We start from the raw sequence: 14,491 nt of genomic DNA, 5'->3' as shown, positions 1-14,491 counted from the left end.
CGTTCCGCCCGCAATGAAGGAGTGAACCGCATGCGTATCTGGGCTGTTGCCAATCAGAAAGGCGGCGTGGGCAAGACCACCACGACGCTCGCACTCGGCCGCGGCCTGGCCACGCAGGGCCACCGCGTGCTGTTGATCGATCTGGATCCGCATTCCTCGCTGACCCGCGCCTTCGGCGTGCCGTTGGATCCGCCGCCGCAGGGTGTGCTGGAGCTGTTCGCCACGCCGCCGGCCGAGCTGCCCACCCTCGCCCGCCACAGCGACATCCCGGGCCTGGACTATGTCTGCGCACAGGCGGCACTGGCCACGCTGGAACGGCGCAGCGCCAACCAGCCGGGCCTCGGCCTGGCCCTGCAGAACGCGCTCGGCCGTCACCAGGGCCAGCACGACTACATCCTGCTGGACTGCGCGCCCACGTTGGGCCTGTTGATGATCAACGCACTGGCCGCGGCCGACCGCCTGATCATCCCGACCCAGGCCGAGCCACTCGCCCTGCATGGCCTGGATGGCATGGTCCGCACCGGCGAGATGGTCGAGCGCTCGCGCCGCCGCGCGCTGCCGATGTCGATCCTGCCGACCCTGTTCGACCGCCGCACCCGCGCCGGCAACGAGACCGTCAAACTGATGCAGGACAAGCATGGCCATCGCGTCTGGGAAGACGCGATTCCGGTCGATACCCGCATCTGCAATGCCGCCAGCCTGACCGTGCCGCCGCAATCGGAGGATTACCCCGGCCGTGGCCTGGCCGCGTATCGCCGCGCGCTGGAATGGATCCTGGCCGACGATGCACAGCAGATGGAGCGCGCGGCATGAACACCGCCGGCGTGCTCGACGATTACCTGGAGCAGCTGCTTGGCGACGCGATGCCGCCGCCGGCAGCGTCACCGGTGGCCGTCGCGACGGCCGACACCGTCGAAGCGACCGGCGGCCTCGACGCCGCGCCTGCGACTGTCGAAACGGCCAGCGCCGACGCGGCGCCGGCGACCGACGAACAGACCGCCGCTGGTACAGCGCCGGCGGCAGACGACCCGGTTGTCCCGCCAGGCTTCCGTGACCTGCTCGATGAGCTTCGCGACGATCCGCTGCTGAGCGGCGCCATGACGCTGCCCACCGCGGGCGCTGCACTGGACGCCGAGGCAGCTTCGGCTGCCATCAGCGCGCCTGCACCGGGATTCGACGACCTGCTCGACGAACTGCGCAACGATCCGCTGCTCAGCGGCGCGATGCCCGCGCCCGCCGAAGAAGCGCGCCCCAGCTGGAACGACCTGCCGCCCGAGGTTGTCTACGAAACCGATCCCATGCCCGCAGGCGCCAGCACGCCAGCCGAATTGCCCGAGCCTGTCGCGCCACCCGCCGCCGCGCCAGCGGCCCGCGCGCCGATTGCCCGGCAGATGTCCTCGATGCCGCCCATGCCGGCGGCGACCAGCGCCCGTGCCGGCACGCCCTCATTGGCACAGAGCCGGCCCGGCAGCTGGGAAGAGCTGCAGCGCCAGGCACGCGACCCGGCCTCCAGCCCGCGCGAGAACCGCCGTGCCAGCGAGCGCACCTCGCGCTGGCTGCGTCTGCGTTGCGGTGCCCAGGCCTACGCGCTTGAACTGCTCAAGGTCCAGGAAGTGGTCCTGCCCGTGCCGCTGCTGCCCCTGCGCGGCACCTCCCCGGCGATGCTGGGCATCATGAACCTGCGTGGCCAGGTCGTGCCGGTAATGGACCTGGGCCTCCACCTGGGCAGCAGTGCGGCCGGCAATGACGCCAACACCCGCATCGTGGTGCTGGAGGAGAACGGCGAGACCATGGGCCTGCGCGTATCGGCCGTGGAGGATGTCGCCAATCTCACCGATTCCCAGATCGAGCCCCCCGATACCGCCCGCATCTGCCAGATCTCCAACGACCTGTTCCGTGGCGTGGCCCGGTGCGGCGCCCAGCCGATGATCCTGCTGGACGCGACCCAGCTGCTGAACTGACCGGCACCCACGCGATCGCCCACGCCGCCCCTAAAGCTTTGTGGGTTCGGGCCGTTATCTCTCTCGGAACCGTTTGTCCGGAGCAATGATGAGCACTGTGGCCCTGGGTGATGATCTCGGTATCGAGACCAGCACCGAGCTGAAAACACGTTTGGCCCCCCTGGTGGATCAGGCCGGCGATCTGACGCTGGATGCCAGCCAGATCGGCCGTATCCATACCGCCTCGGTGCAGGTGCTGTGCGCATTCGTCGAGGCCCGCCGCAAGGCCGGGCATCCCACCGGATTCCACGGTTGCACCGCAACCTTCCGTGATGCCGCGCGACTGCTCGGCGTCACCCAGGCCCTCGGCCTGGATGCACCCCATGACAACCTGAAATCTGTGGAGAACGCTGCATGAGCGCACGTATCTTGGTGGTGGACGATTCGGCGTCGATGCGCCAGATGGTCTCTTTCGCCCTCACCTCGGCCGGCTTTTCCGTCGAGGAAGCCGAAGACGGCGCGGTCGCCCTCGGGCGTGCCAAGGGCCAACGCTTCAACGCGGTGGTCACCGACGTCAACATGCCGAACATGGATGGCATCTCGCTGATCCGTGAGCTGCGCCAGCTGGCCGAATACAAGTTCACGCCGATGCTGATGCTGACCACCGAATCGGCTGCGGACAAGAAGTCCGAAGGCAAGGCCGCCGGTGCCACCGGTTGGCTGGTCAAGCCGTTCAATCCGGAACAGCTGGTGGCCACCGTCCAGAAAGTCCTGGGCTGATCCCGCTTCACCTTTCCCTCCCCTCGCAACCGGACACCCCGCACCATGAGCATGGATCTGCAACGTTTCCACGCCACCTTCTTCGAAGAAAGCCGCGAGGGGCTGGATGCGATGGAAGCTGGCCTGCTGGCGCTCGAATCGGGACAGCAGGACCCGGAGATCATCAACTCGGTGTTCCGTGCCGCGCACTCGATCAAGGGCGGCGCCGGCACGTTCGGTTTCGATGCGATCGCCGCGCTGACCCACGTGCTGGAAACGCTGCTGGACGAACTGCGTGCCGGCAAGCGCGCGCTGGAGCCGGCCGCAGTGGACGCGATGCTGGCCTCGGTGGACGTGCTGCGCGCCCTGCTGCGTGAAGCCGAGCACGGCCAGGCGGCAGACCCGCAGGCGGTTGCCGAGGTCAAGGCGCGCCTGGAAGCGGTGCTCTCCGGGCAGGCCGCCGCCGTGGCGCCGGTCGCCGCCGCCAAGGTCGATGACACGCCCGAGGCGTGGCAGATCGGCTTCGTGCCGGCACCGTCGCTGTTCATGAGCGGCAACGACCCGCTGCGCATCATCCGCGAGCTTGAACACCTGGGCTCGCTGCAGGTTGCCGCGCGCCTGGACCGCCTGCCCGGCTTCGACCAGCTTGATCCGCTCGAAGCGCACCTGGCCTGGGACCTGGGGCTGGTCGGCAAGGTGCCGCGCAGCAAGATCGAAGATACCTTTGCCTGGGTCGTGGACGACTGCGAACTGGACATCCGTCCGGCCGCGCCGCCGAGCCTGGCCACCAGCGCGCCGGCCGAGGCCAAGCCTGCCGTCGCCCCCGCCATCGCCCCCGCCGCACCGGCCGCAGCAGCACCGGCCACCGCCGCACACGAAGCTGAAACCTCGATCCGCGTCAGCGTGGACAAGGTCGATGCGCTGATCAACCTGGTCGGCGAACTGGTCATCACCCAGGCCATGCTCAAGCAGGTCTCGCACGCACTGGATCCGGCACAGGCCGAGCAGTTGCTGACCGGGCTGGACCTGCTGGAACGCAATACCCGCGATCTGCAGGAAGCGGTCATCGGCGTGCGCATGCTGCCGGTGGATGCGGTGTTCCGCCGTTTCCCGCGCCTGGTCCGCGATCTCTCTTCGCGCCTGGGCAAGCACGTGCGCCTGCGCACCATCGGCGAAGGCACCGAGCTGGACAAGGGCCTGATCGAAAAGATCGCCGACCCGCTGGTGCACCTGGTCCGCAACTCGATCGATCACGGCCTGGAAATGCCGGACGTGCGTCGCGAGGCGGGCAAGGACGAAACCGGCACGATCACGCTGGCCGCCTCGCACCAGGGTGGGCACATCGTGATCGAAGTCAGCGACGACGGCCGCGGCCTGAACCGCGACAAGATCCTGTCCAAGGCGCTCGAGCGTGGCCTGAGCGTGCCGGACAACCCCACCGACGCGCAGGTGTGGGACCTGATCTTCCAGCCGGGCTTCTCCACCGCCGATGCCGTCACGGATCTGTCGGGGCGTGGCGTCGGCATGGACGTGGTCCGCCGCAACATCCAGGCACTGGGCGGTGAGGTGCAGCTGGAAAGCCAGGCCGGCAACGGCACCCGCGTGCTGATCCGCCTGCCGCTGACGCTGGCGATCCTGGATGGCATGACCGTCTCGGTGGCCGGCGAAACCCTGATCCTGCCGTTGGCCTACGTCCTCGAAGCCCTGCAGCCGCAGGCCGACGATGTGCGCACCATGGCGGGCGAAGGCCGCGTGCTGCGCGTCCGCGGCGAGTACCTGCCGATCCTCTCGCTCAGCGAGTACTACGGCTACGGCGGGCGCGCGCTGGACGATCCGCTGGTGGTCGTCGTCGAGGGCGATGGCCAGAAGATCGCGCTGGAAGTGGACGAACTGGTCGGCCAGCAGCAGGTGGTAGTCAAGAACATCGAGAACAACTACCGGCGGATCAGCGGCGTGTCCGGTGCAACAATCCTGGGCGATGGCCGGGTCGCGTTGATCGTGGACATCGGCGGCCTCGTGCGTTCGCTCAAGGTGCCGCAGGCCGCGTAACGCCGCTGCCATCGCGTTGGTCCCGACGCCGCCGCTCCCCCGGGAGCGGCGGCGTTCGTTCGTGGGCGCTCGGTCCCATGCGCATGGGCCGGAAAGTGTGAACTTCATCGAGCGCCTCGCCCTCGTGGTTGTCCTGCCAACCGTTCGCCACGGTACGGCCCATCCGCCCGCAACCCTTGCAACAGCAACCATCGGCGGCCGATGAACCGCAGCTGGGCTCGTGAAAAAAATGTGACGCCGCACTATCAAGTTGCAACGGATCGACGCCGCTATCCGAAGTAGCGACCACGGCAACCGGCTCGCGCCTGCGCTCCACCCTCTCCCACCCCGCTGATTCCGCCCAGCACCCCACGGCTGTGCGCCACTGCCCTGCCCGGAGTTTCAACCATGAAGTGGTTCCACGACCTGCCCATCGCCCGCAAGCTGGCGGTAGGGTTCACCCTCACCACGTTGATGACGCTGGCCCTGGGCAGCTTCGCCTTGGTCCGCCTGGGCGAGGCCAACGCACAGCTGCGCGCGATGAGCACCAACGACATTCCCTCGGTGCAGCACCTGGGCGAAGTGCGCGCGCAGCTCGGCGAGTTCCGCACCTACGAAATGGCGCAGCTGACCGTGCTCGACAAACCCGAGTCGGTTGCCGACTACGACAAGCGCATGGCCGACACCGGCAAGGTCGTCAATGCCGAGCTGGCCGCATATGCCGCACTGCCGGCCGGCGACAAGGAACGCCAGTTGTATGACGTGGTCGCCGCGCGCACCGCCGATTACTTCAAGGCCAACGGCCTGATCAAGGAAGCCATCGCCGCCGGCGACGGCGTCACCGCCCAGCAGATTTCCGATGAGCAGTCCCGCCCGGCACGCCGCGCCCTGTTCGCCGCGCTCAAGGAGCTGGGGGAGTTCAGCAACGGGGTGATGGCCAGCCGCATCGAGACGGCCAACGCTACCCACCAGAACAGCGTCTACGCGATCATCGGCTGCATCGTGCTGCTGTCGCTGCTGGCCGCCGTGATGGGCGTGGTCATCTCGCGCGCCATCACCCGCCCGCTGGGCCAGGCCGTGCACGCCATCCAGTCGGTCGCCCGTGGTGACCTGTCGGTCAACATCCAGGCCACGAGCAGGGATGAAGCGGGCAAGATGCTGGCCGCCACCCGCGACATGACCGTGATGCTGCGCCGCTTCTCCGAGCAGACCCAGCAGATGGTCGACATGCACGCCGGCCCGGACATCAGCCACCGCATCCCGGAAGATTTCCCCGGCGTGTACGGCCAGCTGGCCGTCGGCATCAATACGGTGATCTTCGAGCACCTGGATGCGATCAAGGACGCGATCAACGTCCTCAACCAGTACGCCGCCGGCGACCTTTCGCCCGATGCCCGCCGCCTGCCCGGCAGCCGCGCGATCCTGCACGAATCGATGGATGCGGCCAAAGCCAGCCTGCTGGCGATCAATACCCAGATCCAGGCGCTCGCCCAGGCGGCCGCGGCCGGTGACTTCACCCAGCGTGGCGATGCGACGCGCTTCGACCACGACTTCCGGGTCATGATCGAGCACCTCAACACCATGATGCAGGTCGCCGACGGCAACCTGTCCCAGCTGTCGCACCTGCTGCAGTCGATCGCCAACGGCGACCTGACCGCCCGCATGCAGGGTGAGTTCCGCGGTGTGTTCGCCTCGATGCGTGATGATGCCAACACCACGGTCGCCCAGCTGACCCGTATCGTCGGCCGCATCCAGCAGGCCTCCTCCAGCATCAGCACCGCGGCCGGCGAGATCGCCTCGGGCAACAACGACCTGTCGCGCCGTACCGAGCAGCAGGCCGCCAACCTGGAAGAAACCGCCGCGTCGATGGAGGAACTGACCTCCACCGTGCGCCAGAACGCCGAACACGCCCGTCAGGCGAACCAGCTTGCGATCGGCGCGCACTCGGTCGCCTCGCAGGGCGGTGACGTGGTGGGCCGCGTGGTCAGCACCATGCACGAGATCGATGCCTCCTCGCGCCGCATCGCCGACATCATCACCGTGATCGACGGCATCGCCTTCCAGACCAACATCCTGGCATTGAACGCCGCGGTGGAAGCGGCCCGTGCCGGCGAGCAGGGCCGTGGTTTCGCCGTGGTCGCCTCGGAAGTGCGCACCCTGGCCCAGCGTTCGGCCGGTGCGGCCAAGGAGATCAAGGGCCTGATCGACGAATCGGTCGGCAAGGTTGCCGAAGGCTCGCAGCTGGTCAACCAGGCCGGCGCGACCATGGGCGAAATCGTGGCCTCGGTGCAGCGCGTGACCGACATCATGGCCGAGATTTCCGCGGCCTCGCAGGAACAGTCGGCCGGCATCGAGCAGGTCAACCAGACCGTCGTGCAGATGGATGAGACCACCCAGCAGAACGCCGCGCTGGTGGAAGAAGCCACTGCCGCCGCCCGTGCCATGGAAGAACAGGCCGGTCACCTGACCGACGCTGTCGCACTGTTCAAGCTGGACAGCCACGGGCACACGGCACCGGCCACCGTGGTCCATGCACCGGCCGCGCCACGAGCCGTCGCAGCGGCCAAGCCGCGCAGCGTCGTTACCGCACCGCGCCGGGTCAGCCCCCGCGAACCGGCCCTGGCCAACGACACCGAGTGGCAGGAGTTCTGATCGCGCCTGCCACGTGATCACGCGCCCTTCGACACCCCGCTCCGGCGGGGTGTCGTCGTTTCGGCAGGGCCATCGCGCACCGCCGCGCTGCAATTGCCCCTACATAAATGTGAACTACTGCCGATAAACGGACAGAGCCCCGGCATCTACGCCTGCCGGCACCCGCCCAACCCAGCAGATTCCATGTCCGAAGGCAGCCTCGACGCACACGACCGCCCCCATGGCATCCACGACGATGCCATGGATGACAGGTACCTGGTCCGCAACCCCCGCCAGATCCGGCAGTTGCTGCAGGCGCTGATCGACCAGCGTTCGTTGATCAACGCCCATCTCGGCGGCCGTGACCAGTCCTTCCCCACGGCCGTCCTGGAACTGGACGCGGACGACGACTGGCTGCTGCTCGACGGCAGCCCGTCCGAGCCCTCCAACCGCGCCGCCGAAGAAGCCGGCCACCTGCTCTGCTTCGCCCAGCTGGACCGGGTGATGGTCCGGTTCCGCCTGGACGGGCTGGAGCGCGTGCGCAACGAAGGCCATGTCGCCTTCCGCGTGCCGTTCCCCCAGGAGCTGGTGCACCTGCAACGCCGCGAACTGTACCGGCTGGAAACGCCGATCACCGATTCCCCGCACCTGCAGTTCCCGGTCAACGAAGATCGCAGCGAAGCGCTCCAGCTGCGCGTGGTCGACATCAGCGGCGGTGGCCTGGCCGTCACGGTGCCGGTGGACTGCAACGTGTTCTCCCTGCAGAAACGCTACGCCGCCCGGCTCGACCTCCCCGACGGCAGCCCGCTGCACGTCTCGCTGATCGTCTGCAACCAGTTGGCGCTCAAACTGCCCAACGGGGCGGAGATGAAGCGCATCGGCATGCGCTTCGACGACCTCCCGCGCGGCGGCGACAGTGCGATCCAGCGCTACATCTTCCGTATCGACCGGCAGCGGAGTGCGCGGAAGAACGGGGAGAGTTGATCGCTGCTTCAAAGGCACGGCGTCGCCGCATCCATGCGACTGATGGTCCCGGCTGAAGGCAGGATTGGGGTGGGTGGGAGCTAAAGTCGCCCCCGGGCAGGCCGATATCCAGCGTGACCCCCGGTTTTTCGACCGCCACGCCCGACCCAGGACCCCTCGATGAACGACAAGAACAGCAACGCCGCCAGCGACGGCGGCGAGTACCTCAGCTTCACCCTCGGCGCCGAGCACTACGGCGTGGACATCCTCAAAGTCCAGGAAATCCGCGGCTACGACTCCGTCACCCGCGTGCCCGATGCCCCGGATTACATCAAAGGCGTCATCAACCTGCGCGGCACCATCGTCCCCGTCATCGACCTGCGCCTCAAACTGCGCCTGGAAAATGCCACCTACGATGCCTTCACCGTGATGATCGTCCTCAACGTCGAAGACCGCGTCGTCGGCATCGTCGTGGACAGCGTCTCCGACGTCATCCCGCTCGCCGCCGACCAGATCCGCCCGACCCCCGAATTCGGCGCCGCCGTCGATACCCGCTTCATCTCCGGCATCGGCACCCAGGACGACCGCATGCTGATCCTGCTGGATATCGAAACCCTGCTCGACAGCGCCGACATGGGCCAGGCAGCGGTCATCGACGACGTCGCCGCCTGAGACATCCGTCACAGAAAAACGGCAGTCACGCCGCTGCCGCCGTCTGCAACGGCCACCGTCGAAAAAATTGCTTCAGTTCCCCCCTGACCGGCCGATAGCTGGTTTCAGAACCCGGCTGCACTGGATCGCCCATGGCCGGGCCACCTTGCCCATATCCCCGGAGAATTTTCCCGATGAAGTCCCTGCTTGCCCTGTTCTCGGTCGCCGTGATCGCCTCTTCCGCCTCCACTGCATTCGCCCAGTCCGGTGAAATGATTCCGCCGGAACTGGCACCGCGCTCGGTCGGCAAGGACGGCATGGTCTGCGGCAAGGTCGAAAAGGCCCGCTACGCCGAAGGCTCCGAAGGCCAGCCGACCTTCCTGTACATGGGCGGCGCGTTCCCGCGCCACACCTTCTCGGCCCGCATCGCCGGCGCCAACCGCGACAAGTTCAGCTTCCCGCTGGAATCGCTGGAAGGCAAGACCGTCTGCGTGATCGGCAAGATCGCCCGCGATGCCTCGCGTGCTGAAATCGAAGTCAGCTCGCCGGCCGGCCTGAAGCTGGCCAACATCAAGTAACTGCCCGTTCGCCCTGCCACGCCGGCCCTGGCCGGCGTGGTCGCTGCAACCGGCCCCGACGGCCGGACGCGTTTGCCACTGGAGACCGCACCTGCCATGCCGTGGATCAACAACCTCAAACTGATGCCCAAGTTGATGCTGACTTTCGGCGTCCTCCTGCTGGTGATGCTGCTGCAGGGCATCGTGGCCTATCGTGGCCTGCACTCACTCAACAACGTCACCACCGAACTGGCCGGCCCCCGGATGGACAGCATCCGCACCGCCGGTGAGCTGCGTGGCATGGTCGGCGAGTACCGCAACTCCGCCTACCAGGGCCTCATCCGCGCCAGCGATGACGTCAAGGCCGAAGCCAAGGCCCGCGCCGCGGAGCTTCGCACCCAGATCGACGCCTCGATCAAGAAATACCCCGCGCTGATCGACAATCCCCAGCAGAAGAAGCTGTTTGACACCTTCGCCAAGGATTGGACCGATTCGCTGGCGTCCTACGACGCCGTTACCGAAATGCTCGAGCTGGACCTGCCCGACGATGCCGTGGACACCTTCGTCGGCGAAACCCGCGCCAAGCACCGCAAGGCCTCGGCGGCGCTCGAAGCGCTGATTGCGGAAGACAACCGTCTCGCACGCGCCTCCCGCGAGGAAGCCGAATCCACCTACGCCGCCTCGGCCACGCTGACCGTCATCACCCTGCTGGGCGGCGCCGCCCTGGGCCTGGTGCTGGTGTATCTGTTTGCCCGTTCGCTGGTGGGCAGCATGCGCGGCGCCGTCTCGGTCGCCAACGATGTCGCCAGCGGCAAGCTGGACGGCCATATCGACGTCAGCCGCAAGGATGAAGTCGGCGATCTGCTGCAGGCCATGCAGCGCATGCAGCGCGACCTGCGCGAGCGCACCGAAACCGACCAGGCCATCGCCCGCGAGAACCTGCGCATCCGCACCGCGCTGGATTACAGCTCCACCGGCGTCTACCTGACCGATGCCCACCACACCATCGTCTACAGCAACCGCGCCCTGCAGCAGACCCTGAGCCAGTACGAAGCCGACATCCGCAAGGACCTGCCGGACTTCGACGCCGCCGCTTCGCTGATCGGCAAGTCGGCCGCGACGCTGGAACATGGCAGCGAGATCGATCCCCGCACGCTGGCACAGCTGCAGCAGCACGGCGTCAGCCGCCGCCCGATGCAGTTCGGCCAGGCCCAGTTCGCCCAGGTGATCTCCTCCATCGCCAACGAGCAGGGCGAGACCGTCGGCCACGTCATCGAATGGCGCGACCGTACCCCTGAAGCCCTGGTGGAAGCCGAAGTTGCCCGCGTGATCGCCCAGGCAGCGGCCGGCGACCTCTCCGGCCGCATCGACAGCGACGGAAAGGAAGGCTTCTTCCTGCAGCTGGCCCAGCAGCTCAACGGTCTGCTGGATGCCAACTCGGCCAGTATCGAACAGGTCTCCAACCTGCTCGCCTCGCTCTCGCAGGGCGACCTGACGGTGCGCATGCACGGCGACTTCCAGGGTGTGTTCGCCCGGATGCGCGACGACGCCAACGCCACCGCCGAACAGCTCAGCGGCATCGTCACCCGGATCAAGCACTCCAGCCAGCAGATCAACTCGGCCGCCAGCGAGATCGCCACCGGCAACAGCGACCTGTCGCGCCGCACCGAGCAGCAGGCCGCCAACCTGGAAGAAACCGCCGCATCGATGGAGGAACTGACCTCCACCGTACGCCAGAACGCCGAGCACGCCCGCCAGGCCAACCAGCTCGCCATCGGCGCACACACCGTCGCCTCCCAGGGCGGTGATGTGGTCGGCCAGGTGGTGACCACCATGAGTGCGATCCAGACCTCGTCCAAGAAGATCGCCGAGATCATCTCGGTCATCGATGGCATCGCTTTCCAGACCAACATCCTGGCGCTGAACGCCGCGGTGGAAGCTGCGCGAGCCGGCGAGCAGGGGCGTGGTTTTGCGGTCGTCGCCTCGGAAGTGCGCACCCTGGCCCAGCGTTCGGCCGGCGCGGCCAAGGAGATCAAGGGCCTGATCGACGACTCCGTCGGCAAGGTCAACGATGGCTCGGCGCTGGTGCAGAAGGCCGGCGCCACCATGGGCGAAATCGTCGCCTCGGTGCAGCGCGTGACCGACATCATGGCCGAGATTTCCGCAGCCTCGCAGGAACAGTCGGCCGGCATCGAGCAGGTCAACCAGACCGTCGTGCAGATGGATGAGACCACCCAGCAGAACGCCGCGCTGGTAGAAGAAGCCACCGCCGCTGCCCGTGCCATGGAAGAACAGGCCGGCCACCTGACCGATGCGGTGTCCATCTTCAAGCTCGACGAGCAGGAGATCGCCCCGGCGCCGGTCGTGGCCGCACCGCCGCGCGCCGTGCGTGCACCGCTGGCGCAGGCCGCGGTACGTCGCCCGGCCTCGCGCCCGGTGGCCACCGAACTGGCCGACGGCGACTGGCAGGAGTTCTAAGCCTCGCTACGCACCACGCGGAAAGGCCCCGATGCATGCGCATCGGGGCCTTTTTTCTGCGCGTTCCACTGCGGCGCCGCCCGCAACCTGAATACGCTCAGTCGAGCGGACTCAATCGTGGCGACCTGCGGCCGATAACAGCATTGCCGCGACATGTCTGTCGATCAAAGACCCCTGCCCATGAATCTACTCAGCCGCTGGAACCAGTCCTTCTCCAACCTGTCCGTCAGGCGCAAGCTCAACCTGCTGACCGCACTGATCGCCGTCGGCGTGATCGCGCTGGCGATCATTGCTGCCCGCATGCAGTACCTGGACCTTGCCGAAACCCGCAAGGAAGCGCTGAAGACCCAGGTCGAACTCAGCTACGGCATCCTGGCGCACTACACCCGACTGGCCAGTTCCGGCGAGCTGACCGAAGAGGCCGCCAAGGCAGCGGCGTTGCAGGCGCTGGACGTGATGCGTGCCGACAATGACAGCGCGTACTACAACGTGCTCGGCACCGACTACACCCTGTTGATGCACCCCTTTGCGCGTGACCGCGTGGGCAAGGTGCAGAAGGACTACACCTCCAAGGACGGCGTGCCGATCTATCTGCAGCAGGTCGACATGGCCAGGACCGGCGGCGGCTACACGTATTACAAGACCACCAAGCCCGGCAATGACGCCCTGATCGAGAAGGTCACCTACGCCGGCATGTACGCCCCGTGGCAGTGGGTCATCACCAGCGGCGTGTACATGGATGACGTGCAGTCCGACGCATTGGCCTTCACTGCCGTGATGACCGCCAGTGGCGGCGCCGTGGTGCTGATCGTGCTGGGGCTGAGCTGGCTGATCGGCAATCGCATCACCCTGCCCCTGCGCCAGGCCACCCACGTGGCCGAAAGCATCGCCCGCGGCAAGCTGGACAGCCGCATCGGCGAGCAGGCGCACGACGAGCCCGGCCGCCTGCTGGAAAGCATGGCGCGCATGCAGGAACAGCTGCATGCGGTGATCAGCGGCCAGCGCGAGATGGCCCGCCGCCACGATGCCGGCAGCACCGGCTATCGCATGGACGAAACCGCCTTCCCCGGTGAGTACGGGCTGATGGTGCATGAAACCAATACCCTGGTCGGCGCACACGTGCAGACCATGGATGCGGTGCTGGCGGTGGTGCAACGCTACGCGCAGGGCGACCTCAGCGCGGACATCGCGCGCTACCCCGGTGAGAAGGCCGCCATCACCGCCACCGTGGATGCGGTCAAGCAGAACCTGGGCAACATCAACGGCGAGATCCAGCGCCTGGCCGCGGCGGCCGCCGCCGGCGATTTCAGCCAGCGTGGCGACACCGCCCGCTTCGATCACGACTTCCGCCGGATGATCGGCCACCTCAACGCGATGATGCAGGTCAGCGATGACAACCTGGGCAAGCTCTCCCAGCTGCTCTCGGCGATCGCCGAGGGTGATCTGACCGCGCGCATGCACGGCGACTTCCAGGGCGTGTTCGCCACCATGCGCGACGATGCCAACGCCACTGTCGCGCAGCTGACCCAGATCGTCGGCCAGATCCAGGAGGCCGCCGGCAGCATCAACCTCGCCGCCGGCGAAATCGCCACCGGCAACAGCGATCTCTCGCGCCGTACCGAGCAGCAGGCTGCCAACCTGGAAGAGACCGCGGCCTCGATGGAGGAACTCACCTCCACCGTGCGCCAGAACGCCGAGCACGCGCGCCAGGCCAACCAGCTGGCGATCGGCGCCCACACCGTGGCCACCCAGGGCGGCCATGTCGTCGGCGAAGTGGTCACCACCATGGCCGCGATCCAGACCTCCTCGAAGAAGATCGCCGAGATCATCTCGGTCATCGACGGCATCGCCTTCCAGACCAACATCCTGGCGCTGAACGCCGCGGTGGAGGCGGCACGTGCCGGGGAACAGGGACGTGGTTTTGCCGTGGTCGCCTCCGAAGTGCGCACCCTGGCCCAGCGCTCGGCGGGTGCGGCCAAGGAGATCAAGGGCCTGATCGACGACTCGGTCGGCAAGGTCGCCGAAGGCTCGCAGCTGGTCAACCAGGCCGGCGCGACCATGGGCGAGATCGTTGCCTCGGTGCAGCGCGTGACCGACATCATGGCCGAGATCTCGGCGGCCTCGCAGGAGCAGTCCGCCGGCATCGACCAGGTCAACCAGACCGTGGTGCAGATGGACGAGACCACCCAGCAGAACGCCGCCCTGGTGGAAGAAGCCACGGCTGCCGCCCGCGCGATGGAAGAACAGGCCACCCAGCTGGCCGATGCCGTGGCCATCTTCCGCCTGGACGACCAGGTCGCGCAGGCCGTCAGCGCGGTCACCGCCCGCGCGGTTGCCGGGATGCCGCCGGTGCGTCCCGCCAGCCGCCCAACGCCGGCGGCCCCGCGTGCCGCCACGCCGATGCGTCCCGCGCGCAGCACGCCGGCCGATGACGGCAACTGGCAAGAGTTCTGAGTGCCCGCGGCGATCACCCGGTCGCCGCAT

The 14,491-nt window shown here is 67.4% G+C and carries 11 protein-coding genes; all 11 read left to right on the top strand.

Features of this window, described 5'->3' with window-relative positions; all coding sequences use genetic code 11:
• Positions 1–30 precede the first annotated feature (30 nt).
• The 11 genes from BIZ42_RS18520 to BIZ42_RS18470 all read left to right on the top strand — a co-directional run bounded on the left by BIZ42_RS18520 (position 31) and on the right by BIZ42_RS18470 (position 14,461).
• Complete coding sequence (locus BIZ42_RS18520; protein ID WP_070427596.1) at positions 31–813, top strand: ParA family protein; 783 nt, start codon at positions 31–33, stop codon at positions 811–813.
• On the top strand, positions 810–1,961 hold the full coding sequence (locus BIZ42_RS18515) for a chemotaxis protein CheW (RefSeq protein WP_070427316.1): 1,152 nt from the start codon (positions 810–812) through the stop codon (positions 1,959–1,961). The genes BIZ42_RS18520 and BIZ42_RS18515 overlap by 4 nt, the downstream gene beginning before the upstream one ends.
• Before the next feature lie 88 nt (positions 1,962–2,049).
• Positions 2,050–2,358, top strand: coding sequence for an STAS domain-containing protein (locus BIZ42_RS18510; protein WP_019182915.1), 309 nt, complete (start codon positions 2,050–2,052; stop codon positions 2,356–2,358).
• Complete coding sequence (locus tag BIZ42_RS18505; protein WP_019182916.1) at positions 2,355–2,720, top strand: response regulator; 366 nt, start codon at positions 2,355–2,357, stop codon at positions 2,718–2,720. The genes BIZ42_RS18510 and BIZ42_RS18505 overlap by 4 nt, the downstream gene beginning before the upstream one ends.
• Positions 2,721–2,765: 45 nt before the next feature.
• Positions 2,766–4,748 (top strand): chemotaxis protein CheA, encoded by a 1,983-nt coding sequence (locus BIZ42_RS18500; RefSeq protein ID WP_070427315.1) that lies wholly within the window; start codon positions 2,766–2,768, stop codon positions 4,746–4,748.
• A gap of 387 nt (positions 4,749–5,135) precedes the next feature.
• On the top strand, positions 5,136–7,379 hold the full coding sequence (locus BIZ42_RS18495; RefSeq protein ID WP_070427314.1) for a methyl-accepting chemotaxis protein: 2,244 nt from the start codon (positions 5,136–5,138) through the stop codon (positions 7,377–7,379).
• A 183-nt stretch (positions 7,380–7,562) separates the two neighbouring features.
• Positions 7,563–8,342: a flagellar brake protein gene (locus BIZ42_RS18490; protein WP_070427313.1), complete on the top strand. Its 780-nt coding sequence runs from the start codon at positions 7,563–7,565 to the stop codon at positions 8,340–8,342.
• A gap of 159 nt (positions 8,343–8,501) precedes the next feature.
• A complete protein-coding gene (locus tag BIZ42_RS18485; protein WP_019182921.1) occupies positions 8,502–8,993 on the top strand; it encodes a chemotaxis protein CheW in 492 nt (163 codons plus the stop codon).
• A gap of 173 nt (positions 8,994–9,166) precedes the next feature.
• Positions 9,167–9,550 (top strand): hypothetical protein, encoded by a 384-nt coding sequence (locus BIZ42_RS18480; RefSeq protein ID WP_019182922.1) that lies wholly within the window; start codon positions 9,167–9,169, stop codon positions 9,548–9,550.
• A gap of 96 nt (positions 9,551–9,646) precedes the next feature.
• On the top strand, positions 9,647–12,007 hold the full coding sequence (locus tag BIZ42_RS18475) for a methyl-accepting chemotaxis protein (RefSeq protein WP_070427312.1): 2,361 nt from the start codon (positions 9,647–9,649) through the stop codon (positions 12,005–12,007).
• A gap of 180 nt (positions 12,008–12,187) precedes the next feature.
• Positions 12,188–14,461, top strand: coding sequence for a methyl-accepting chemotaxis protein (locus BIZ42_RS18470; RefSeq protein ID WP_070427311.1), 2,274 nt, complete (start codon positions 12,188–12,190; stop codon positions 14,459–14,461).
• Positions 14,462–14,491: the final 30 nt, after the last annotated feature.

It is taken from the genome of Stenotrophomonas sp. LM091, from assembly GCF_001806305.1.
Lineage (GTDB): Bacteria > Pseudomonadota > Gammaproteobacteria > Xanthomonadales > Xanthomonadaceae > Stenotrophomonas > Stenotrophomonas bentonitica_A.
Note: the sequence above shows the minus strand (reverse complement) of the source record. Positions and strands in the feature narration are given on the sequence as shown.

Excerpts from the sequence above, each read along its gene's own strand:
- BIZ42_RS18470 (WP_070427311.1), top strand. The coding sequence starts at position 12,188 with ATGAATCTACTCAGCCGCTGGAACCAGTCCTTCTCCAACCTGTCCGTC.
- BIZ42_RS18490 (WP_070427313.1), top strand. The coding sequence starts at position 7,563 with ATGTCCGAAGGCAGCCTCGACGCACACGACCGCCCCCATGGCATCCAC.
- BIZ42_RS18495 (WP_070427314.1), top strand. The coding sequence starts at position 5,136 with ATGAAGTGGTTCCACGACCTGCCCATCGCCCGCAAGCTGGCGGTAGGG.
- BIZ42_RS18520 (WP_070427596.1), top strand. The coding sequence starts at position 31 with ATGCGTATCTGGGCTGTTGCCAATCAGAAAGGCGGCGTGGGCAAGACC.
- BIZ42_RS18505 (WP_019182916.1), top strand. The coding sequence starts at position 2,355 with ATGAGCGCACGTATCTTGGTGGTGGACGATTCGGCGTCGATGCGCCAG.
- BIZ42_RS18475 (WP_070427312.1), top strand. The coding sequence starts at position 9,647 with ATGCCGTGGATCAACAACCTCAAACTGATGCCCAAGTTGATGCTGACT.
- BIZ42_RS18510 (WP_019182915.1), top strand. The coding sequence starts at position 2,050 with ATGAGCACTGTGGCCCTGGGTGATGATCTCGGTATCGAGACCAGCACC.
- BIZ42_RS18485 (WP_019182921.1), top strand. The coding sequence starts at position 8,502 with ATGAACGACAAGAACAGCAACGCCGCCAGCGACGGCGGCGAGTACCTC.
- BIZ42_RS18500 (WP_070427315.1), top strand. The coding sequence starts at position 2,766 with ATGAGCATGGATCTGCAACGTTTCCACGCCACCTTCTTCGAAGAAAGC.
- BIZ42_RS18515 (WP_070427316.1), top strand. The coding sequence starts at position 810 with ATGAACACCGCCGGCGTGCTCGACGATTACCTGGAGCAGCTGCTTGGC.
- BIZ42_RS18480 (WP_019182922.1), top strand. The coding sequence starts at position 9,167 with ATGAAGTCCCTGCTTGCCCTGTTCTCGGTCGCCGTGATCGCCTCTTCC.